The sequence below is a fragment of the Phormidium sp. CCY1219 genome (assembly GCF_035615515.1).
Classification (GTDB): Bacteria; Cyanobacteriota; Cyanobacteriia; order Cyanobacteriales; family Laspinemataceae; genus CCY1219.
The window spans coordinates 1-22,578 of the sequence record NZ_JAJENT010000570.1 but is presented as its reverse complement, the minus strand read 5'-3'; the positions used below and the strand labels follow the sequence as shown (position 1 = coordinate 22,578).

At 49.7% G+C, this 22,578-nt stretch carries 17 protein-coding genes; 14 read left to right on the top strand and 3 right to left on the bottom strand.

What is annotated here, in order from left to right; all coding sequences use genetic code 11:
* Positions 1-104 (bottom strand): DUF2887 domain-containing protein (locus LKK83_RS15870; RefSeq protein WP_324632196.1); only part of this gene is annotated, 104 nt, incomplete at its 3' end.
* A gap of 444 nt (positions 105-548) precedes the next feature.
* Here LKK83_RS15870 and LKK83_RS15865 point away from each other — a divergent pair.
* A complete protein-coding gene (locus LKK83_RS15865; protein WP_324632195.1) occupies positions 549-1,304 on the top strand; it encodes a DUF1269 domain-containing protein in 756 nt (251 codons plus the stop codon).
* A 206-nt stretch (positions 1,305-1,510) separates the two neighbouring features.
* A complete protein-coding gene (locus LKK83_RS15860; protein WP_324632194.1) occupies positions 1,511-1,990 on the top strand; it encodes a BON domain-containing protein in 480 nt (159 codons plus the stop codon).
* 187 nt (positions 1,991-2,177) lie between these two features.
* On the opposite strand, the gene LKK83_RS15855 is transcribed toward LKK83_RS15860, so the two are convergent.
* Complete coding sequence (locus tag LKK83_RS15855) at positions 2,178-3,536, bottom strand: hypothetical protein (RefSeq protein WP_324632193.1); 1,359 nt, start codon at positions 3,534-3,536, stop codon at positions 2,178-2,180.
* A 382-nt stretch (positions 3,537-3,918) separates the two neighbouring features.
* Here LKK83_RS15855 and LKK83_RS15850 point away from each other — a divergent pair, with 382 nt between their 5' ends.
* From LKK83_RS15850 to LKK83_RS15795, 12 genes are all read left to right on the top strand, one after another.
* Positions 3,919-5,463 (top strand): SLC13 family permease, encoded by a 1,545-nt coding sequence (locus LKK83_RS15850; protein WP_324632192.1) that lies wholly within the window; start codon positions 3,919-3,921, stop codon positions 5,461-5,463.
* Position 5,464: 1 nt separating this feature from the next.
* Positions 5,465-5,911, top strand: a complete 447-nt coding sequence (locus LKK83_RS15845) for a hypothetical protein (RefSeq protein WP_324632191.1) — start codon at positions 5,465-5,467, stop codon at positions 5,909-5,911.
* A 97-nt stretch (positions 5,912-6,008) separates the two neighbouring features.
* Positions 6,009-6,545, top strand: coding sequence for an adenylyl-sulfate kinase (cysC, locus tag LKK83_RS15840; RefSeq protein ID WP_324632190.1), 537 nt, complete (start codon positions 6,009-6,011; stop codon positions 6,543-6,545).
* A gap of 433 nt (positions 6,546-6,978) precedes the next feature.
* On the top strand, positions 6,979-7,437 hold the full coding sequence (locus tag LKK83_RS15835) for a chemotaxis protein CheW (protein ID WP_324632189.1): 459 nt from the start codon (positions 6,979-6,981) through the stop codon (positions 7,435-7,437).
* Between the two features lie 5 nt (positions 7,438-7,442).
* Entirely contained in the window at positions 7,443-8,672 is a 1,230-nt protein-coding gene (locus LKK83_RS15830; protein WP_324632188.1) for a CheR family methyltransferase, read from the top strand.
* Between the two features lie 85 nt (positions 8,673-8,757).
* Positions 8,758-10,506 carry a methyl-accepting chemotaxis protein gene (locus tag LKK83_RS15825; RefSeq protein WP_324632187.1) on the top strand — a complete coding sequence of 583 codons (1,749 nt, stop codon included), beginning with the start codon at positions 8,758-8,760 and terminating at the stop codon, positions 10,504-10,506.
* A gap of 155 nt (positions 10,507-10,661) precedes the next feature.
* Entirely contained in the window at positions 10,662-11,411 is a 750-nt protein-coding gene (locus LKK83_RS15820; protein WP_324632186.1) for a chemotaxis protein CheW, read from the top strand.
* Entirely contained in the window at positions 11,408-13,771 is a 2,364-nt protein-coding gene (locus LKK83_RS15815; RefSeq protein ID WP_324632185.1) for a hybrid sensor histidine kinase/response regulator, read from the top strand. The genes LKK83_RS15820 and LKK83_RS15815 overlap by 4 nt, the downstream gene beginning before the upstream one ends.
* A gap of 120 nt (positions 13,772-13,891) precedes the next feature.
* A complete protein-coding gene (locus LKK83_RS15810; protein ID WP_324632184.1) occupies positions 13,892-14,902 on the top strand; it encodes a chemotaxis response regulator protein-glutamate methylesterase in 1,011 nt (336 codons plus the stop codon).
* A 669-nt stretch (positions 14,903-15,571) separates the two neighbouring features.
* Entirely contained in the window at positions 15,572-17,137 is a 1,566-nt protein-coding gene (locus LKK83_RS15805; RefSeq protein WP_324632182.1) for a hybrid sensor histidine kinase/response regulator, read from the top strand.
* A gap of 162 nt (positions 17,138-17,299) precedes the next feature.
* Positions 17,300-17,470 carry a hypothetical protein gene (locus tag LKK83_RS15800; protein WP_324632181.1) on the top strand — a complete coding sequence of 57 codons (171 nt, stop codon included), beginning with the start codon at positions 17,300-17,302 and terminating at the stop codon, positions 17,468-17,470.
* A 408-nt stretch (positions 17,471-17,878) separates the two neighbouring features.
* Complete coding sequence (locus LKK83_RS15795) at positions 17,879-19,381, top strand: ATP-binding protein (protein WP_324632180.1); 1,503 nt, start codon at positions 17,879-17,881, stop codon at positions 19,379-19,381.
* A gap of 121 nt (positions 19,382-19,502) precedes the next feature.
* On the opposite strand, the gene LKK83_RS15790 is transcribed toward LKK83_RS15795, so the two are convergent.
* Positions 19,503-22,508 (bottom strand): response regulator, encoded by a 3,006-nt coding sequence (locus tag LKK83_RS15790; protein ID WP_324632179.1) that lies wholly within the window; start codon positions 22,506-22,508, stop codon positions 19,503-19,505.
* Positions 22,509-22,578 lie beyond the last annotated feature (70 nt).

Here is a 22,578-nt window from a genome sequence, read left to right as displayed (position 1 = left end):
GCGAATTCATACTGCTGCGCTTCTGACGCCTCACCCCCGGTCAGCTCAAAAAAACTGCTCGGTTGTTGTTTGAACAAGCGATAAAATATTGGATCTGTCTTCATTGTGTGTACGGGAATTATTTTACAATTGCTGTGCTTTATATTCTATTGCAACACTCAATACTAAAACCTAGTTGGACGACCAAACAATTGATGATTTATGGGACATTTAATTCAGGTTATAGATAATTTAGATAAATATTTCGCGAGCTTTGGGAAAGGATGGGTAATTGCAATGGTGCGCCCATATAAACCTTAGCCAGCATAGAAGAAGCAACCCGATCGCCTCCCCCTGGCTGTAGGGAAATTCGTAGCTGCTTTAATTCATTTCTCCGGAAGAAATGAGAAGAAAAAATAGGCGGCAGAAAAAAGTTACACCTCCAGACAGAAAACTTACACCCATAGAGGGATGAAGTTTGCCATCCCAAATGATGTAATGGAAAGTGTAATACAGCCCGAATGTGCTGTAATTCCTTAACTATAACGATTTTCACAACAGGAGGAAAGATGGCTGTCCGACATCTCAAACGAGCCGTAGGTGTATTTCCCGATCTGGAAAATGCCAGAGGCGCATTAGAAGAATTAAAAGACAACCACTTCCCAATGGAGCGCGTTTCGGTGATTGCCAAAGATACCGAAACCCCCCTCGGCGCTGACATCGAAACCGAACGCAAAGGAAACAAAGCCGATGAAGGCGCAGCGGTGGGTGCCGCCACTGGTGGTGCCCTCGGAACCCTGGGCGGATTACTCGTGGGTTTAGGTGCCCTCGCCATTCCCGGAATTGGGCCGGTGATGTTAGCCGGTGCCACGGCTACCGCCCTAGCCACCACGATTTCTGGTGGTGCCATTGGTGCCGCTGCAGGCGGTTTGGTTGGTGCCTTAGTGGGGTTGGGAATCCCCGAAAAACAAGCCAAAATTTATAACGATCGCGTCGCCCAAGGCGATTATTTAATCATCATCGAAGGCACCGACGATGAAATCCATCGTGCGGAAGAAATCGTCCAGCGTCGCGGTATCGAAGAGTGGGGAATTTACGAAGCCCCAGAAGCCACCGGAACCACCGCCACTCAGGTTCATCCTCAAAATGAAGTGGTTCGTCGCGAAACCCGAGTGGTGGATGAAGAACCTGTCATCGATCGCGAAAAAGAAGTGGTTCGCGAAGAAAAAGAAGTGGTTCGCGAAGAAAAAGAAGACGTGGTTTACAGCGACGACGTAATGACAGTGGTCGATCGCAGCGAACATCATCATAAGAAAACCCGGTAATCTTTAGAAACCGCGATCGCCTCAGCAAAATTCATCCGGCAAATGCGGTCGCTCACCGCTTTCCCAAACCCACGAATCATCCCAAATTATCGTCACTTAGGATAGATTCAACCCTGAGTGGTGGGCGAAAATCCCGGGACGAATGCCCTGCAAGCGATCGCCATACATAAACCCTGCAAAAGTCACACTCATTGAGGAATCAAATTATGAAAAAGCTGACGCCATTTTTACTCGGTATTCTCGTCATGTTTGGGGCGAGTGCTTGCAACGTTGCCCAAACCAGTGGAGATGCTCCCGATAGTGTAGAAGACACGGCAGAACAACCCGCGCAAGTGGAAGAAACCCTCGAAGATGCCGATGATAACGTCCGTCAAGCGCAACTTAACAGTGACATTCGCGCCCGAGAACAACGAAACGATATATACGGCGACCAACAAGAAAGAGCCGAAAGCGATCTCGAAAGCGAAGTTCGCAGTAAATTAGAAGCAAATATTCCGCGCGGTAAGCTAGCGGTACAAGCGGACGACACTGGAACGGTAACAATTGTCGGCACCGTTCCCAACGAAAAAGAATACAATACCATCGAACCTTTAGCCAAAGAAATTCTCGGCGTCAACGACGTGAAGATGGATGTGCGTATCGTGCCGCCAGAAGCACAGACCGAAGAAAATATGATGGGTGAATAAATTCTCTCCTTTAACCCACCTTCGTCCCCATCCGGGGACTTTTTTCTTTGACAAAATGTCTGCGGTTTGCCGTCACGGGCACCCCTGTCCTCCTCCCCGAAGCGATCGGCGGGGGACGAACATTGAAGTGATACTCACTTAATCTAGGTTTTTATGTGAAATCACTTAACCCCTACTGACTCTACATTCACTGAGCCTTGGCCTGAATTTCTTTTTGTTTCTCCCGGGCAAATGTTAATAACTCTTGCGCCTCTTGGGTCACCGTGGTGCCCGGTTGAACTTTTTCCAACTGATTGATAATTTTTTGGAGATCCGCCCCGAGTCTTCCCCAGTTGGGGTTGTCCGGATTTGTGGTTGTCGCTAAAGCTTGCCAAGACGCGATCGCATCTTTCGCGCGATCGAGTGCAACCACCGAATCCCGTTGTGCGGCTAAGCGAACCTTCACCGTAGCCAAATTCCCCCGATACTCCGCCAGCTTAGTTTGCGCGTCGAGATAACCCGGGTCAGACTCGCCGACTTTTTCCAGTCGCGCGATCGCCTCACTCCACAGAGAAACCACCTGCTTCCATTTCCCTTCCGAATGCGGCGGATCCTGAGACGCGATCGCCGCGAGCATCGCAAACTTTTTCGCCGCCTCAATCAAGGTTGTGGTTCGCAAACTCGCTTCTGCCGACCCTGCCACCTGCTGAAAATCCCGCTTCGCCGCTTGCAGTTTGGGGCGCGTTTGCCCACCCGCCAGAGTCGCCGTCGGGATTTCTTCTAAGCGGTCGATCGCCGAAAGCCATGCCGCGATCGCCCCTTGCTTTTCTGTCAACGTTGTCGCCGTTTCGTACTCCCGTTTTGCCGCCTCCAGTGCTTCCTCTGCTTCCCTCAGACCCAACAGCGCATTTTGTTCCTGAAATATCTTCGCCTCCATCCGCGCCACCGATTTGCGCGCCCCCTCAAACTCATCCAAAGTGAACTGCCAACTACAGCCAAACAACGTGCAATACCGCTGCGGATAATATCCCAAAAACCACACCGGCAGATGTTGCAAATGCTCATTTGCCGCCTGAACCTTCTGCAACCCCAACTCAAAATCTGCCGCACTCGTAGCATTATTCACCAATTGGTCGGCTTGTTCCACCTGAGAAATCGCCTCCCGATAGTGATAATCCATACTCAAATAACTCGGTAGCAGCACCATCGGCATCGTCTTCGCCACCGGTCGGCGAATCATCGGATAAGGTAAATTCAGCAGCCAAATCGCACCCGCCAGACCGATCGCCCCCACCGGTATCCATTTGAGACGACTCAATCCACTCGGGGGACGATTCGCCTTAGCCGCCGCTTGCAACACCTGCGGGCTAAAATTGGGATAAATATCCTTAACAATCTCGTAAAGTTCTTCTTGCGAGGCACTTTGGCCGGTTTGCTGGCGCAGTTTGTCCAATCGCTTCAACGCCATATTCCGTTGCACTTGGCCGGCTTGATCCTCAGTGGCGCATTTTTCCACCTCCGCATGCAGAATATCAAAAGCGCGTTGGTTGAGACGAAACTGAGACATTGACCCGATCCTCCCGTAAGCTTCCCCCGTAGGACGAATGACGAATTCAGTGCCCCTCACTCGTGAGGGGGCGAATTTTTTTCTCCGATGGCTTCAATTATGGCACGGGGGAGGGGGAGTGGAGGGGAACGGTTAACCTTTCTTTGCATTCTGCCTGCCCTGGATAGTTCTCCAGCCCCCAAAACCCAGACCCGCCAAGGGTGGCAACCCTGGTATTTTATTGACGGTAGAAAAATATCCGGTTTCCCGACCGAATTTATGGGGATTAAGGGTAAAATGCAGCAGAGTTCATTTATAATGAATGCTTCTGTGAGCTGAGTTCTCCGGCGTGAAGCGAAAAGAGACGATCGCGAATGCTTCAGTCTGACAGCGGGTGCTGCGCGTGAAAACGCTGAGGATCGGCGCAGGCGATCGCCGCCGAGGATCGGCGCAAAACAAGAGCGATCGAGACCGATTGCAGTTGTGCAAAGTTTGTGACACCAGCATGGGCATCAGAAAACAGCATTTTGGGATGATTTTAGAAAGCATGAGAGCGTTGTGGCGGTTTTCCCAAGGGAAACGCCGCTGGATCGGCTATCTGGTAGCGGTGGCCATTTACGCCCTGGTGATGGTGGTGCCCTTGCCCGGATTTGAGGAAGCGGCGCGGCGATCGCTCGCCGTCTTTGGCGTAGCGGCATTCTTATGGGGTACCAACACCCTGCCCCTCCCAGTCACCGCCATCATCATCTTATTCTTGCTCCCCTTTAGCGGAGCCATTTCCCACGCCGATACCTACTCCTACTTCGGCAACCGGGCGGTATTCTTCATTCTCGGAGCCTTGATTTTAGCCAGTCCCATCATGCGATCGGGACTCAGCACCCGCATCGCCCTCGCCGTAGTTTCCCGATTTGGCCACAGTCAGCGAACCTTGTTAGCCTCCATCTTGGGGTTAGCCGCCTTAATGTCCTGTACCATCAGCGCCCATGCGGTGGCCGCCATGTTGTTTCCGATCGTGCTTGAAGTGGTACGCGCCGCTGGTGGCAAACCGGGCGGAAGCTTTGGTTTGGCCGCATTTCTCTCCCTGGCGTGGGGAGTAGTGATCGGCTCGAACACCACCTTACTCGGCGGCGCGAGAGGCCCGTTAGCCCTGGGAATTTTGCAAAATACCACCGGTCAGAGCATTAATTTTTTAGAATGGACCATTTGGACCATTCCCTTGGTGCTGGTGCTGTTGTTCGTCGCCTATGGGCTATTGCAAAAAATGGGACAAGGAGAAAAAGTGTCCTTGAAAGCGGCGCGGCGGTTTTTGGAAAGGCGCAACCAACAACTGGGTAGCATCTCGCGTCGGGAAGTGAAAACCGCCTGCATCATGCTGTTGACGATCGCCTTGTGGGTGTTTGCCGGTGACGCCTGGGGTCTCGATAGCGTGGCGTTTTTAGGCGTCTCGTTAGCCTTTCTCCTCGGGGTTGCCCATTGGCAGGAAGTGGAGGAAGATGTGAACTGGGGTATTTTTTTGATGTATGGCAGCGCGATCGCCCTGTCTGCCGCACTGAGCAATACCGGTGCGGCGGCTGGACTCACCCAATGGCTCCTCGGTTCCGGCATTAACTGGCCGATCCTGATTTTCGCCACCGTGGTTTTCATCTCCTTGGCTATGACGGAATTTATGAGCAATGCGGCTGCTGTGGCGGTGATTCTTCCCGTAGCACTGGCTCTGGCTCAGGAATACGGCATCGATCCCCGGGCGATGAGCTTGGGGGTGGTGATTCCGGCGGGGTTGGGATTTATGCTACCCGTGAGTACCCCGGCGATCGCGATCGCGGTCAGCAGTGGCTACGTCCGCCCCCTCGCCGTGTTACGCTGGGGAATCTGGCTCGATCTGATAGGATTATCTCTGTTTTTAGCCATGAGCAAGCTTTATTGGCCTTTGGTGGGATTGAGGTGGTAGGATGACCGGTTCAAAAACACAATTTTTGCTCTTAATTTTGACCAACCCCTACGCCTACGAAACCGCACTGGACAAGGCCCTCACCCAAGCACAGCAAACCCATCGCCCGTTAAAGGTGGTCTTCGCGATCGACCCAGAAGACCTGGATACCCTGATGCGCGATTTAGGGGAAAGTGGATGGCTCGGAATCGGATCGCGGCGCAGCTTGCAAGAAAGCATGTTGGGAGGCTACCGCGCCTTAGCTGCCGACATTTTGGAATCCGTCGAAAGTCAGTGTGCTGAGGCGGGAATCCCGGTGGAAACCCATGTGGAAGAGGTTCGCTTACAGCCTTACCTTCAAAGCTGGATCGACCGGGGAGTGGAGAACATTATGGTCAATGGTTCTCACTCTCTGACCCCCATTATGGAAAAAATGAGTCCCTCGGTGGAATGGATACCGGAAGAGTGAAAAAGGGACAAATAACTGTACAATCGTAAAGCTCGATCGGGGTCTTTACAAAAACTGTAGTCGTTGTTAATTGGAAAGTATCGGGAGTTAAGTCAAAATGCAACAGCGTGGTGTCACGGTGTGGTTTACGGGTCTTAGCGGTGCAGGCAAGACCACGATTAGCCGAGGGGTAGAAAAACAACTGCGATCGCGCGGATGTCTCGTGGAAATCCTCGATGGGGATATCGTCCGTCAAAACCTCACCAAAGGACTGGGGTTTAGCAAAGAAGACCGTGACGAAAATATTCGCCGCATTGGTTTCGTTTCCCATCTTCTCACCCGCAATGGCGTCATCGTTTTGGTGTCCGCCATTTCTCCTTACCGTGAAATTCGCGAAGAAGTTCGCAACCGCATCGGCGATTTCGTACAAGTCTTCGTTAATGCTCCCCTGAAAGTCTGCGAAGACCGCGATGTAAAGGGGCTTTACAAAAAAGCACGGGCAGGAGAAATCAAGAATTTTACCGGCATTGACGACCCTTATCAAGAACCGGAAAATCCAGATGTCAATTGTCACACTGACCTCGAAAGCGAACCCCAAAGCGTCGCTAAGGTTCTGGAATATCTAGAAGCAAAAGGCTATCTGCCTAAAGTCTAATGGCTTGACATCAAATGCCGGGTGAAACATTTCTTCCCCCCGGCTTATCACTTAAGTGATAAGCCGGGGGTACTGCCTACCTTCCTACCACATCTAGCTTGATTCTCTGGGAATTGTCGGAGAGATGCGCTCTTATCGGCGTCTCTACAAGAAAAATTACCCACATTCATTTGTTTTAGGCGCGATGCGGTACGACTCCCCCGACTTACCCCACAAATTAACCGAGAAAGGGGGAAATATAAGTGATAATAAGTAGTGATGGGGAATGCCCGTCTACTAACTTAAGTGATTTATGGGGACAATGCTCACCCTACAGGGTTCGGAAGGCAATCCGTGGGTCATGCCTGGAAAATAAACGCTAGGATCGAGACAGTCACCGCCTTATCCGCAAAAGGAATCGCGGCGCACTGCACTCGGGATCTGGAGTTCAACGATGTTAATGCTGCTTTTCTATGTCGGGGAGGATCGTTTTGCCCTGAAGTGTTCTCAGGTGGTGGAGATTATTCCCCGCGTCACCCTCACAACATTGCACCACGCCCCCGAATATGTGGCGGGATTGTTTAACTACCGAGGGGCGATCGTACCCGTTATCGATCTGTGCCATTTAATTCAAGGGAATCCCTGTCGTCATGCCCTAAGCACTCGCATCATTATCGTCCACTACCCGGGGAAAAATAATACGCCCCACCTATTAGGTTTGATGGCCGAACGGATTTCCGATACCTTAGATCGTCCAGAAACGGAGTTCGTTACTCCGGGATTTCAACTGGATGAGGCGGCATATTTCGGCGAAATAATGATAGACGAACAAGGAACCATCCAGCGAATCGAAATCGATCGCTTATTATCCGAGCAAGTCGAAGCATTCTTATTACCCGCCTCGGAGAGCTAAGCACGATGATACACGACGAAATCGAAACCCTGCTGAGAAACAAAATCGGTTTGAATCCCGAAACCTTGGGGCCGCGGGCGATCGCCACTGCAGTGAACCAGCGCATGAAATCAGCCGACATCACCGATCGCCGAAACTATCTGCAGCAATTGTACCGTTGCCCGCGAGAAATGGAAGCCCTGATCGAATCAGTGGTCGTCCCGGAAACCTGGTTTTTTCGCAACGAAGAAGCCTTTAATTATCTGCGTCATTACGTCATCTTTGAATGGATTCCCCACCACTCCCACCGCGCCCTGCGCGTGTTGAGCATCCCCTGTTCTACCGGAGAAGAACCCTTTTCCATTGCCATCACTTTACTCGATGCCGCTTTACGAGTACAAAACTTTCACATCGATGCAGTAGATATTAGCAAACAAGCCCTCCAAAAAGCCAAGCGCGGGGTCTATCGAAAGAATTCATTTCGCGGCCAAAATATTTCCTTTCGCGATCGCTATGGCTGGGAAACTCCAGAGGGCTATCACTTGTCCCCACAGGTTCGCAAATCGGTGAATTTTATTCACGGCAATCTACTCAACCCGCTGTTTCTCTACAACAATCCCCCCTACGATATCATTTTTTGCCGCAATTTGTTAATCTATTTCGACGTGGAAGCCCGTCAGCGGGCCGTGCAAATTTTAGAGCGCTTATTAGCCCCAACGGGTCTGCTATTTGTCGGATCGGCAGAAGTCAGCGCCCTCAGCGGGCGATTCATCTCCTTGCGCCATCCCATGACCTGGGTGTACCGCAAAGCCGATCCCAGAGGCGATCGCGCCGAAAACCGGAAAATCAGCGCCCAAGCAGCGCCTCCGGTGGCGATCGCCCCTCCACCAATCTCCTATTCCCCCGTCGCCGAAAAACCCGCACCCACCCCCAACCCCACGCCAGAGTCTTTACTCGACAGCGCCAGAAATCTCGCCGATAACGGTCGCTTGCATGAAGCCGCCCACCTCTGCGAAACTTATCTGCGTCAAAATCGCACCGATGCCGACGCTTATGTATTATTAGGAGAAGTACAAGGAGCCGCAGGGCATGAGGAACTCGCCGAGCAATCTTTCCAAAAAGCGATTTACCTCGACCCCAACCATGTAGACGCACTGCTGCATCTGGCTTTACTCAAAGAACATCAAGGAGAAATAGCCAGCGCTTCTGGCATCCGACAGCGGATCGCGAGACTGCTAAAATTGCAGGGTGAATAAGGCATTCGGCACCGGATCCCGCGCGCCTGTACCCTCCCAAACCAAACCAAACATCAGACTCGGACGAAGGAGAATACATCAACATATGTTTCAAAATATGTCCTTACAAAAGCGAATGCTCGCTGCTTTTTTATTTATGGGGTTTATTGTATTGTGCGTTGGGTATGTAGGGTGGTTCGGGAATTCCAAGCTGATCCGACACATTAAAACAATTAGCGACAATGCCATGCCCAGCGCGATCGCCCTGTGGAAAATCAATGAAGCCCAAACTCAAATTCAATCCGCCGAGCGATTGTTGCTCAATCCCCGCACGCCCCCCGACCAAAGAGACGAAGCGATAGAACGCATTGAGCGTTCCCAACAACTGGTTCAAGAGGTTTTGGGGGAATACGAAACCATTGACAAAAAACCCGAAGAAATCCAACGCTACGAAGATTTCCGAGACAAATGGAATACCTGGATGAGATATCATCAGGAATTTCTCGAACTCAACGAAGAATTTGAAGAATACGATATCCTTCAACCTTGGGAAGTGCAGGCACAGTTACTCAGAGCCGATCGCGAAGATTCCCCAGAAATGGCCGCCGCACAAGCCGCCGCCGCCATCCTCGATGAAATCAACGAGCAAACCATAAATCAAAAAGCTCCCGCCTATAAAGCCGCCGAAGAAGCACTCGAACAAGTCATTCTCTACAATCAGCAAGAAGCAAGCGATGCCACCCTTGCGGCTGATGCGGACGTTACCCTGAGCCGCTTTGGGGTAATTCTCGGCACGATTGTCGGTCCGGTAACGGCGATTGTATTTGGGGTGTACTTTAGCAATACCATCGCCAAACCCCTAGGCGCTAAAATTGTCGGCGTGGTTAGAGTGGCTGAAAAAATCTCGGCGGGAGATCTCACCACCCCGGTTCCAGTCACCGATTCTAAAGACGAAATCGGGCGATTAACCACCGCTTTTTTTAACATGACGCGCAAACTCAATTCCCTGATCCGTCAGGTGCAACATTCTGGCATTCAAATTACCAGTTCCACCACGCAAATTGCCGCTTCGGGGAAAGAGTTAGAAGCCACCGTCACCGAACAAGTGGCCTCCACCAATCAAGTGGTAGCAACGGCAAAAGAAATTGCGGCAACTTCTGGTGAATTGGTCAAAACGATGGATCAAGTCAGCGATTTAGCCGGAACCACCGCGATCGCCGCCGGTAGCGGCCAAAAAGATATCGTTCGCATGGAAACCACCATGCGTCAGCTTGCCGAAGCCACCAGTTCTATATCCGGCAAACTCGGGGTAATTAGCGAAAAAGCCAATAACATCAATAGCGTTGTCACGACTATCACCAAAGTGGCCGATCGCACCAATTTACTCTCCCTCAATGCCGCAATTGAAGCGGAAAAAGCGGGAGAATATGGCACCGGGTTTGCCGTAGTCGCCCGCGAAATTCGCCGCCTCGCCGACCAAACCGCTGTGGCAACTTTGGATATTGAAAGCATGGTGAAAGACATGCAATCTGCCGTTTCCACCGGGGTGATGGAAATGGATAAATTTACTAAAGAAGTGACCCGCAGTGTGGAAGACGTTCGCAAAATTAGCGGCCAACTCGCCCAAATTATCGAGCAAGTTCAAAGTCTTAACCCCCGCTTTGATGCCGTTAGTAAAGGCATGGAAGACCAATCCGTGGGCGCGCAACAAATTAGCGATGCAATGGTTCAATTAAGCGAAGCATCCCGCCAAACCGCTCAATCTCTCCGGGATACCAATCAAGCAATCGAGCAATTGAATGAAGCCGCACAAAGCTTGCAACGAGAAATCTCTTTTTTCAAAGTGCAAAGCTGACTCAGATAGTCATAAAAAATGAACCACCAATGACAATTGACCAATGACCAATAACAATTGACCAATGACAATTGACCAATGACCAATAACAATTGACCAATAACAAATGACCAATGACAATTGACCAATGACCAATAACAAATGACCAATGACAATTGACCAATGACAAGACTCAAGCGATGGGACAAGAATGCTGGAACGAAATCGGTATAGGGGGCGATCGCAGTTGCCCGGAATTGGAACGCTTCATTCATTGCCACAACTGCCCGGTGTATTCCCAAGGGGGGCGCAGTTTGCTCGATCGCGAAGCGCCAGCGGGTTATCGCGAAGAGTGGACCGAATTAGTGCGCGAAGAAACCGTCACGGAGGAACTGCAAGCTAAAACCTTACCCTCGCAACTTACCACCACCCCAGTCGAAGCAGAAAAGACCGTTTCGGTGGCTATCTTTCGCCTGGGAATCGAATGGTTGGCACTCCCGGCATTTACCTTCAAAGAAGTGACGCCTCCTTGTGCGATTCACACCCTCCCACATCGCAGCAACGAGATTTTATTGGGATTGGTGAATATTCGCGGCGAAATCCTCACCTGCATTTCGATGCACAATTTTCTCGGCGTGGAAACCCAATCCGCCAAAAAAAATTCAGCCACCCCGAAACCCCAAATGAGTCCGATTGTCTATTCGCGGATGGTGGTGGTAGAAATCCAAGGAAATCCCTGGGTCTTTCCCGTAGATGAAATCGATGGAATTCATCGATTGGATGTGAAAAGATTCCAAGAAGTACCAGCAGTGCTGTCGAAATCCACCGATGCTTATACACAAGCAATAATTCAATGGCAAAATAAAAAAGTGAATTGTTTAGACTACGAACGGGTATTTTCTAGCGTGAAACGGAGGACGTTGTGACCAACGGAGAATCGGATCTGAGCAATTTTTCCATGCTGGATTTATTCGGCATGGAGGTAGAAACCCAAGCGGCAATTTTAAATGAAAACCTATTAGCGCTGGAAAATCAACAGCAACCGGATAAAGAATTGGAAGCGTTAATGCGGGGGGCGCATTCGATTAAAGGTGCGGCGCGCATCGTGCAAATTAATGCGGCGGTGAACATCGCCCACGTGATGGAGGATTGCTTTGTCGCCGCGCAAGAAGGAGCGATCGCATTAGAAAATCACCACATCGATCGCTTGCTCGAGGGAGTGGATTTGCTGCAACGCATCAGCCAAGTAAAAGAAGAGAACTTAGAAGAGTGGCTGTCGCAACATCACTCAGAGATCGAACGGGTGGAAAGCGCCATTCAAGCGATCGCCGCCGAATCGCGCGGGAAAACCCCCCCAGAAACCCCGTCGCCCCCCGAGGATCGTCAACCGGCGTCACCCGCCCCAACCGCCACCGTGGAGGATTCCCCAGCAGAAGAATCACCGCCACCGGGAGCGATCGCCCCGCAAGCACCCGTCTCCCCCGCGAAACCGCCCATTCCGGTTCAGCAAACCCCGCCAGAAGCACCGCAAAGCGGCGATCGCGTGGTGCGCTTGAGCGCCGAAAACCTGAATCGATTGATGGGATTGGCGGGAGAATCCCTGATCGAAGCCAATTGGCTCGAACCTTTTGCCGATTCCTTACTCAAACTCAAAAGCCATCAGTTAGAACTCTCAAAAACCCTGCAAAAATTACAGAACTCGATGGAGGATATACCCCAGCATAAAATCACCCGAGATTATCTCGATCGCGCCCTAACTATCGAAGCAGATTGTCGGGAATTGTTAAGCGCTCGCATCAACGAGCTCGAATTATTTTCCCGTCGATTTGCCAATCTTTCCGATCGCCTTTATCGGGAAGTGATTGACAGTCACATGCGCCCTTTTACCGAAGGAGTGCAAGGATTTCCCCGGATGATGCGCGATTTGGGCAAACAGCTCAACAAGCAAGTTCGGCTGGAAATTATCGGCAAATCTACCCCGGTCGATCGCGATATCTTGGAAAAACTGGAAGCGCCTCTCACTCACATCCTGCGAAATGCGATCGCGCATGGCATCGAACCCCCGGAAGAGCGGGTAGCCAAAGGTAAACCGACAGAAGGAAAAGTGCGAGTGGAAGCCGCACATCGCGGCGGCATGTTATCGATTCTGGTTTGCGATGATGGTCGCGGAATCGAGTTAGATACCCTTCGCCAAACCGCGATCGCTAAGGGATTGGTCGCACCGGATATGGCCAATCAACTCAGCGAAACCGAACTGATGGAATTTCTCTTTTTACCCCGATTTTCCACCCTCGACGAGGTAACGGAAATTTCCGGACGCGGGTTTGGATTGGATATCGCCAAAAGCATGGTTCAGGAAGTGGGCGGCTTCCTGCGCGCGCACTCGGATCCGGGCAAAGGCATGACCTTTCACTTGCAATTGCCCTTGACCTTATCGGTAATTCGCACTTTGTTAGTCGAGATTGCCGAGGAACCCTATGCGTTTCCCCTGACGCGCATCGATCGCATTTTGCGGGTTTCCAGAAGCGACATCTTTGTGGCCGAAAATCGCCATTATTTTACCCTCGACGATCGCAATATCGGCTTGGTCGCGGCCCATCAAGTGCTCGATCTGCCAGAAAGTGACAGCGAATCCGATACCTTATCGGTTCTCGTCCTCAGCGATCGCTTCACCCAATATGGACTGATCGTCGATCGCTTTCTCGGGGAACGGGATTTGGTGGTCCGCCCCTTAGACCCCCGTCTGGGCAAAGTCCGCGATATTAGCGCCGCCGCGCTCATGGAAGATGGTTCTCCCGTGCTGATCGTCGATGTGGAAGACTTGGTGCAATCCATCGATCGCCTCCTCACTAACGGCGGATTGAGCTACACCCGCGCCAAGAAACACCCACACAAAGCCCCACCCCGCAAGCGCATCCTGGTGGTGGATGATTCGATTACCGTGCGCGAAATGGAACGCAAGTTACTCGAAAACAATGGCTATGATGTCCAAGTGGCAGTCAATGGCATGGATGCCTGGAATGCGGCGCGTACCACCCCTTACGATTTGATTATCAGCGATGTGGATATGCCGCGCATGAATGGCATCGAATTGGTCAACCAAATCAAGACTCATCCGAAATTGAAGTCGATTCCGGTGATTATCGTCTCCTATAAAGACCGCGAAGAAGACCGCATTCAAGGCTTGGAAGCCGGAGCAAACTATTATTTAACCAAAAGCAGTTTCCATGACGATACATTTTTAAAGGCAGTCCTAGACACCATTGGCAAGGCTCATCCCGGATAAAAAATCGGGCAATTTTTATGGAAAACTTTACTCCCGAAGGCTGACAAGGAACGAGCGGTCATGTCTACTGATATAATAAAACTGTCGGAATTAATAATCGATTGTTCGTTAAAAACTTGAATGAAAATTGCAATTGTTAATGACATGCAGCTTGCAGTGGAAGCATTGCGGCGCGTCTTGATGCAAGTTCCGCACTACAAACTGGTTTGGGTAGCGCGCGATGGGGCAGAAGCAGTGGCCAAATGTGCCGCCGATCGCCCCGACGTTATTTTAATGGATTTGTTGATGCCGGTGATGGATGGAGTGGAGGCAACTCGTCAGATTATGCTTCATCATCCCTGCGCCATTTTGTTGGTGACGGCAAGTATCAACGCCCATCTGCCAAAAGTGTTTGAAGCCCTCGGTTATGGGGCGCTTGATGTGGTCGTTACCCCGATTCTTGGCACTTGCGGATATACTCGCGGATCGCAAAGTCTGCTAGAAAAAATTTCTACTCTTGCCAAGCTTCTGGGAAAATCAGCCCCCCCACAAAAACGCGGGATTTCTTGGGTCAAACAACATACCAAACAGAGTAACACTCCACCCTTGGTGGCGATCGGCGCTTCTACCGGCGGTCCGCGCGCGATCGCCACGATTTTATCTCAATTACCCAAAAGTTTCCCCGCCGCCGTGGCGATCGTTCAGCATATCGACGTTCAATTCTCCCCCAGTTTGGTTCAGTGGTTGCACTATCAGTGCCATTTGCCCGTGGAATTGGCGATCGCCGGCAACAAGTTTAAAGCCGGTAAAGTCCTCGTCGCGGCGACGAATGACCACCTGATCTTGCGCTCTAACCTCACCCTGGGATATACCCCAGACCCCCAAAATAATCCCTACCGACCCTCGGTGGATGTGTTTTTCTCCAGTTTGGCCCAAAATTGGCCCACCACTGGGGTAGCAATCCTGCTCACCGGGATGGGAAAAGATGGGGCGGCGGGTTTGCAGTTGCTTCAGGGTGCCGGATGGCATACCATTGCCCAAGACCCGAAAAGCTGTGTGGTCTATGGCATGCCAAAAGCCGCCGTGGATTTGGGTGCCGCAACTCAGGTACTCTCCCTGGATGAGATCGCTTCTACCCTCCTGGAATTATAAGCCCTTCGCGATCGCAATTCTATCCCTTTAGTCGATTCTTTCTCTCTTTTTGCGTACCGCTCTCTTAACCCGTTTGTCCCCGTTTGTTTGAACCCATTCACGGGTCTGCTCTCTCCACCGCGATGACAGCAGTTTTTCTCCCCTTTTTTACTTTCCCCCCCCCCGGATACAATTAATGTGTTATAATCCAAAAATTCAAACTGCCAAACTTAAAGGATTTCATCCCGCTTAATTTTTAGTCAGAAAAAGATTAAAATTTCGCGATAATTTTGGGAACCTTTCCCGCTGTTTCTCGATCGCTCTACCGCAAATCCAGCTCCAGGCGATCGTGCTCCACCCTCAACTCCCATCAGAAATGACGAATGCCCCCAACAAATGACAAATGACCAATGACCAATGACCAATGACCAATGACCAATGACCACCAACAGCAATCCTCTTTCCCCCAAAAATAGCGGGGGTCAGTCTCGGGAGAGATGACAAAACCCCCACTTCAGTGGATAATTCAGTTAAGGGACTCAAGTGACTGAGCCATGAATTACTCCGCAACTTGACCCCGAACGCTGATGCGCTGAAACAGTCCACAAAACACTATCATTTCGCGAAATGAGACAGGTCAAAATGGGAAAAACAAACCTGGGAATTAAGGTAAAAAACTTTAATAAATTTATGAAAAGCGTTAACCAACCCACAGGCGATCGCCAAAGGCATTTTACCCCCCAATCCCTCTCGGATATGAAACAGGAACCCGTTTCGGTTTTGATCGTGGACGATCGCCCGATTGTTGGAGAAGCCGTGCGCCGCTTGTTGGCTACCGAAACCGACATCCAGGTGCATTACTGTAGCGATCCGACTCGCGCCGTAGAGATGGCGACCGAAATTCAACCGACGGTGATTTTACAAGATTTAGTCATGCCCGAGATTGACGGGTTGATGTTGTTGCGCTTTTTTCGCGCTAATCCAGCCACCCGTCACATTCCCATTATCGTCCTTTCCACCCAAGAAAACCCCACCCAAAAAGCCGAAGCCTTCGCTAACGGCGCGAATGATTATTTAGTCAAACTGCCGCATCAAATCGAGTTCATCGCGCGAGTTCGCTATCACTCCACCGCCTATCTGAACTTTCGCCAACGCCACGAAGCCGAATTGATTCGCCAGTACAATCAAGAATTAGAACGACGGGTGGCACAACGCACTCGCCAATTGGAAGAGGTGTTAGACCATCTCAAACAAACTCAAGCCAAATTAGTGCATCGGGAAAAAATGTCCGGTTTGGGACAAATGGTGGCAGGAATTGCCCACGAAATTAACAATCCGATTAGTTTTATCGCCGGAAATGTGGCCCATTCCACCGAATATACCCGCGATTTATTAGACCTGATTCAACTGTATCAAGAAACTTACCCCAATCCTACCCCCGAAATTGAAGCGCTGCACGAAGAAATCGATGTAGAATTTATTCGCCAAGACTTGCCCAAAATTATGTCTTCCATGCAAGCAGGAAGCGATCGCATCCGCCAAATTGTTGAAAATTTACGCTCCTTCTCTCGCTTTGACGAATCGAAAATTAAACCCGTAAATCTCCACGAAGGCATCGAGAGTACCCTGCAAATTTTGCAACACCGCTTGCACCACACCAACATCCAATTGGTCAAAGACTATGCAGATTTGCCAACGGTAGAATGCGACGCCGGCTCCCTCAATCAAGTCTTTCTGAATATTCTGACAAATGCGATCGATGCAGTAGAGTCATCGGTTGATAGTCATTCGTCATCGGTCAATAGTCATTCGTCATCGGTCAGCGATCCACAATCAACCTCTAACAACAAAGGACAAATGACCAATGACAAAGGACAAATGACCAACAACCAAATACAAATGACCAACAACCAAGGACAAATGACCATTCGCATTCGCACAGAAGTCATCGACGGCAATGTTGTTGCTATCCGAATTGCCGATAATGGGTGTGGTATTGCACCGGAACATCTAAAGCGGATTTTTAATCCGTTTTTTACTACAAAAGAGGTGGGCAAAGGAACCGGATTGGGATTATCGATTAGCTACCAAATTGTGGTGGACAAGCATAAGGGATCGTTGCACTGCGAGTCCACCCCCGGAGAAGGAACTGAATTTACGATCGCCATTCCCCTGCGACACAATAATATTACCCACTTGTGTTCCTCTACCGAGCGATCGCCTTCACCTCAGCTACGGGAAATTGCCACCGCTTAGCCCCGCGCTTGTGTCATTGCGGTAAAGTGATTGAGTCAGGTTTTTTCCTACCAATTCTTAGGGCGTAGGGTGGGTATCGCCGAAATTCCCCACGCGATCGCTTCCCGGACCTGGATGTAGCAGGTCAATGCCTACAATCCGGCGCGAGATTGGGCGGGGAAAATGTTTAGCAAAATTAAAATAACTTTACAGGAATTAACATTTGCTAACAACTCCCGGACAGGCGATCGCGCCAAACTCCTGACAGGCGCTTGCTTCGCCAAAACCCTCCCCAGGATCGGCGATCGCCAAAGTTACCAATTGATTGCGATCGATTCACCAAATTTGGCCTGAATTTTCAGTTAAACTACGGATTGACATGGCTTAACTGACCGTGCTAGAAAAAAGAGAGTGCCAAAAACCCTATCTAACCTCTCCAACACTGAATCGAATCTCGGCAATTGTCATCAAAAATTGCCCAACCTGGAGCTTAGTCGGTTTTCGCTGTGAACCCCTGGCAAGGGGGTTTATCATTGCATTTATTCCCAAATCATTCGACAAGTTCCACCTCTGTAGGGTGCGTGACGCGGGTTAAATTCACTTTGCCACCAGCCCACCCATTCCCCTCCCGCGTAACGGACTTGATACCAGCCTCGTTACGCTGTTTGAATCTATTTAACCCTTATCCCACCCATTCGTACCCCCACCAACCTTACTCACCCAAAACGACCTCCTCTGTTTCTTTCTGGGAGGATACTACCGATGAAACAGAAGCAAACAGCATGTCCGTCGAAAGCGCCTCAAACCGCTTTATCCAGGACAGAAAATCCCGTTAATATTTTACTCATTGACGACCAACCGATTGTCGCCGAGTCTCTCAAGCGCCTGTTAGAATCGGAAGAAAACATTACCTTCAACTTCTGTTACGATCCCTTTCGCGCGATTCCGATGGCGATCGAGATGTTGCCCACGGTAATTTTATTGGATTTAATCTTGCCCGAGATTGATGGGTTGATGTTATTGAAATTTTTGCGCGCCAATCCAGCAACCCGCGAGATTCCGATCGTGGTTCTTTCTTCTCAGGAAGAAGCGCAACGCAAAGCCGAAGCATTTGCACTGGGTGCTAGCGATTATTTAGTGAAATTTCCGGAAAAAATCGAGTTGGTCGCTCGCCTGCGCTATCATTCTAAAGCCTATCATAATTTTTTGCAACAGCGATCGGCTTATCAAGAATTGGCACAGCTTCACGCTACCTTAGAAAATCGGGTAGAGGAAAAGACGAGGAAACTCACAGAAACCGTAAACAACCTACAGCAAACCCAAGCGCAACTGCTGCAAGCGGAAAAAATGTCTGCCCTCGGACAATTAGTTGCCGGCATCGCCCATGAAATCAACAACCCGGTAAATTTTATCGGGGGGAATTTAGTGCATGCAACTCAATATACCCAAGACTTATTAGAACTCGTCCGACTTTATCAAGAAAGTTGTAAAACCTCCCATCCAGAAATTGAAGAATTTAAGGAAGCCATAGATTTAGATTTTCTTCGCGAAGATTTACCCGAATTAATGTCTTCTTTAAAAATCGGCGTCGATCGCATCAAAGAAATTGTCGATAATATGCGGAATTTCTCCCGCATAGATGAGGCGCAGATGAGCTTGGCCGACCTTCACGACTGCCTCGATAGTAGCCTATTAATTCTACAACATCGGCTGAAAAAAAATAACATCAACCTGGTGCAAAACTACGGCGAACTTCCAGAAATTGAATGCTATCCGGGACAACTTAATCAAGTGTTTGTGAATCTGATTGGCAATGCGATCGATGCGCTAGAGTCATTTGGCAAGAGTCATTCGTCATTCGTCACGGGTCATTCGTCATCAGTAACAGGTTTAAATGACCAAGGACAAACCCCCAATGACCAACAACCAATGACCATTTCCATTCACACCGAAGCGATCGCCCCCAATTTGGTGAGGGTGCGAATTGCCGATAGCGGTTCTGGAATCCCACCCGAGGTTTACCAACAGATATTTCACCCCTTTTTTACCACCAAACCGGTGGGAAAAGGCACCGGATTGGGATTATCCATTAGCCATCAGATTATCGTCGAAAAACATGGCGGAGTGTTGCGATGCGAATCCCAACTGGGAAAGGGAACCGAATTTTTCATCGAACTACCAGTGCGCCAAAATGCAGTGGGCGATTTGTCGCCTTCTGAATTAGAAGCAAAACCCCCTCTCGTGGAGTATCCCACATCTGCCTAAAAGGGATTAGAAATCAGGTGGTTTATCAAAACTTCGTAGAGACGCTAATCATCGCGTCTCTACAGCAACTTATTATCAACTCGCTTCCGGTTTTTCGGGTATCCTGCATGAAAAACTCCCCCTAAGATTCACTTAATTCGGTATCCAAAAACACCCGAACTTCTTCGAGAAGTTCTCGAAAAGATGCGAATAAATCCATTGCGCCTTCCAGAGTTTGCTGTCGGGCCATTTTTTCGAGTTGCTTCGCTTGTGCGGATAAAGTGGGTACCCCCATGTTTGCGGCAGAACCTTTGAGACGATGGGCGTAATGTTTCACTTGCGAATAATCTTCTGATTGGATAGCCTTTTCTAAGGGAGTTAAATCTTTATTGGCGGTATCGAGAAACATTTGCAGCAATTGTTTTTGCACCTTAACTTTGCCGCGAGAGATGGTTTGCAGACGGTCTAAATCTACTGGGGAACTCCCGGGGGCGATCGCATTTTTTTCCTTCTTATCCGCCTCATCTGTAGCTGATGCGTCAGTTTTGGCGGGTACCGTACCGTTTTGGGCCACCGGGGCAGTGTCTTGCCGATCGCGGGTTTTTGCTTCCGGGGCACTTGTCGCCTCAGACTTTGAGGGAACAGGGGGCTGACTTTGCGGGATCCAGTGTTCGAGAACTCGGGCTAAATCCTCTTGTTCCAAAGGTTTGCTCAAGTAATCATCCATTCCCGCCGCCAAACACTTTTCGCGATCGGCTTTCATTGCATTTGCCGTTAAAGCAATCACCACCGTTTTTTCCGATACCGTTTCCCCAGAAGAAAGCGCCTCGCGACGACGCAATTCCCGAGTAGTGGTATAGCCATCCATTTGCGGCATTTGGCAATCCATCAACACCAAATCGTAATCTTCGGCGTGGAGTTTTTCCAGCGCTTCTACCCCATTGGTGACGCAATCTGCCTGATAGCCCAAAGCTTCCAGTTGACTGAGGATTACGGTTTGATTGATGAGGTTATCTTCAGCTACTAAAATTTTCAGTTCTGCGCGATCGGCATTGAGGTCGCGATCGCCCTTACGTGCAGTTGTTACCGATGCTCGTTCCGTTTCGCCAACCGATGAAGAAGACTGAGCATTGGCTTGTTTTTTTAATTCCAGGGTAAACCAAAACTTCGAGCCTTTATTAACTTCACTTTCCACCCCAATTTTGCCATGCATCGCTTCGACTAACTGCTGGCAAATTGCCAATCCCAAACCCGTGCCACCATACTGTCGGCTGGTGGAAGGATCGACCTGAGAAAAGGATTGAAACAGTTTGTCTTGCGCTGACGGAGAAATGCCAATTCCGGTATCGATGACTGCAAAATACACCCGGGCGCTGCGAGGGGTTTGCGACTCTAAGCTTGCTTCTACTTTTACTTCTCCCGACGGCGTAAATTTGATGGCATTACTGAGTAAATTTAGTAATATCTGACGCAAGCGACTCGGATCTCCTTGCACGAGTTTGGGCAAGTTATTGTCAAAATTTACCCGGAGGATGAGTCCTTCTTCTTCCGCTTGAGGCGTGAGTAAATTAACCACCTCTTTAACGCAATCGTGTAAATTAAAATCTAAAATTTCCAGATGCATTTCCCCGGCTTCGAGTTTGGAGAAGTCGAGGATATCATTAATAATACTGAGTAAATGCTTGGCACTGGTGCGAATGGTTTGGGCATATTCTAGTTGTTTGGGTGCCAGTTCCGTATCCAGGAGCAACCCTGCCATTCCCAGTACGCCATTCATCGGCGTGCGGATTTCGTGACTCATATTCGCGAGAAACTGAGACTTAGCGCGGGCAGCTTCTAAGGCAGCTTCTCGGGTTTCGACTAATTCATCGATGCGATCGGCAACGATAATAATGCCACCGACGACTTCTTTTTCGGCGTGAGTTAGGGGATTGACATACCAGGGTTGAACTGCCCAGCGAAAATAGAATACCGAACCATCATCGCGTTGCCATCTATCTTCATTTCTGGAAATAAATTGTCCCTGCAATCCTCGCTCGTGAATGGCTTTCCACTCCGGTTTGTAATCCGGGAACACTTCGTAATAGGAGCGTTCCAGTAAGGGTTGTTCTTCTAAATTGTGATCGCTGAGCCATTGATTGCTGTAAGCTAAAAAGCGCATTTCGCTATCGAACATTGCCATCGCGATCGGGGCATTTTTAATCAATTGCCGCAGTTGTTGGTATTCTCGTTCTTGGGCAATTTCCGCTTGTTTGCGTTCGGTGATATCCACCCCAATGCCCCAACCTGCCCAGCCGGAAATGGGGAAGCGATCGCTAATATTTGACCAAGCAATGGTTTTCGTGCTACCATCTTTGCAAGTGATTTCTAATTCCCGCGCGTGAGAATGGGTTTGCAGTTGAGAGACTTCTTCCCCAATGGACTTTTGCAGGTGTTCGATGGTGGGCAAGCGATCGGTAGCCATCAAGGAACCGAAAACAGTTAAATCGCTTTGAAATTTGCTTTGCCTCAAACTGCGATAAAATTGTTCTCGGATTTCGGGATTGTCGAACATTTCCTCGGCGGTATAGCCGGTGACTCGTTCGCACTCGCGGTTCCAAGCGATGATGTTGCCATCCCCATCAAAAGCTGTTAACATGACCGGCATATTTTCGAGTACGGTGCGAAGGCGTTTTTCGCTTTCCTGTACTGCTTGATACGCTTCATCCCGTTGCAGTAAGTTAATATAGGCTTGAGAATGGTAGCGGATCCGGGCAATGAGTTCGATCGCATCGGGCAGTTTGACTAAATAATCGTTTGCGCCCACGGCAAATGCATCGGCTTTCAGCTTCGGGTCTTCTTTCACCGAGAGGACGATAGTGGGAATATTTCGCGTGGCAGCATTGGCGCGAAAAAACCGCAGTAATAGCAAGCCATCGATATCCGGCATGACTAAATCTTGCAGGATTACTGTAGGAGAAATTTCGCTGGCTTGTTTGATGCCTTCAATGGGATCGCTACAATAGTGAAAAATAATATCTTCTTCTGTTGCTAGCATTCGGCTTACCGCCTCACCAATAATCGGCTGATCGTCGATGAGTAAGACAGTAATCGGATGCTCTTTCATATATAAATGGGTTGCGTTAGGGTTGGCATTCTGCCGATTCATCAGAAATTAGGGTTGGTAAGGGGGAGAACGGAAACCCTCGTCATTTATGCGTAGGGAGGAGTTCTCCCCC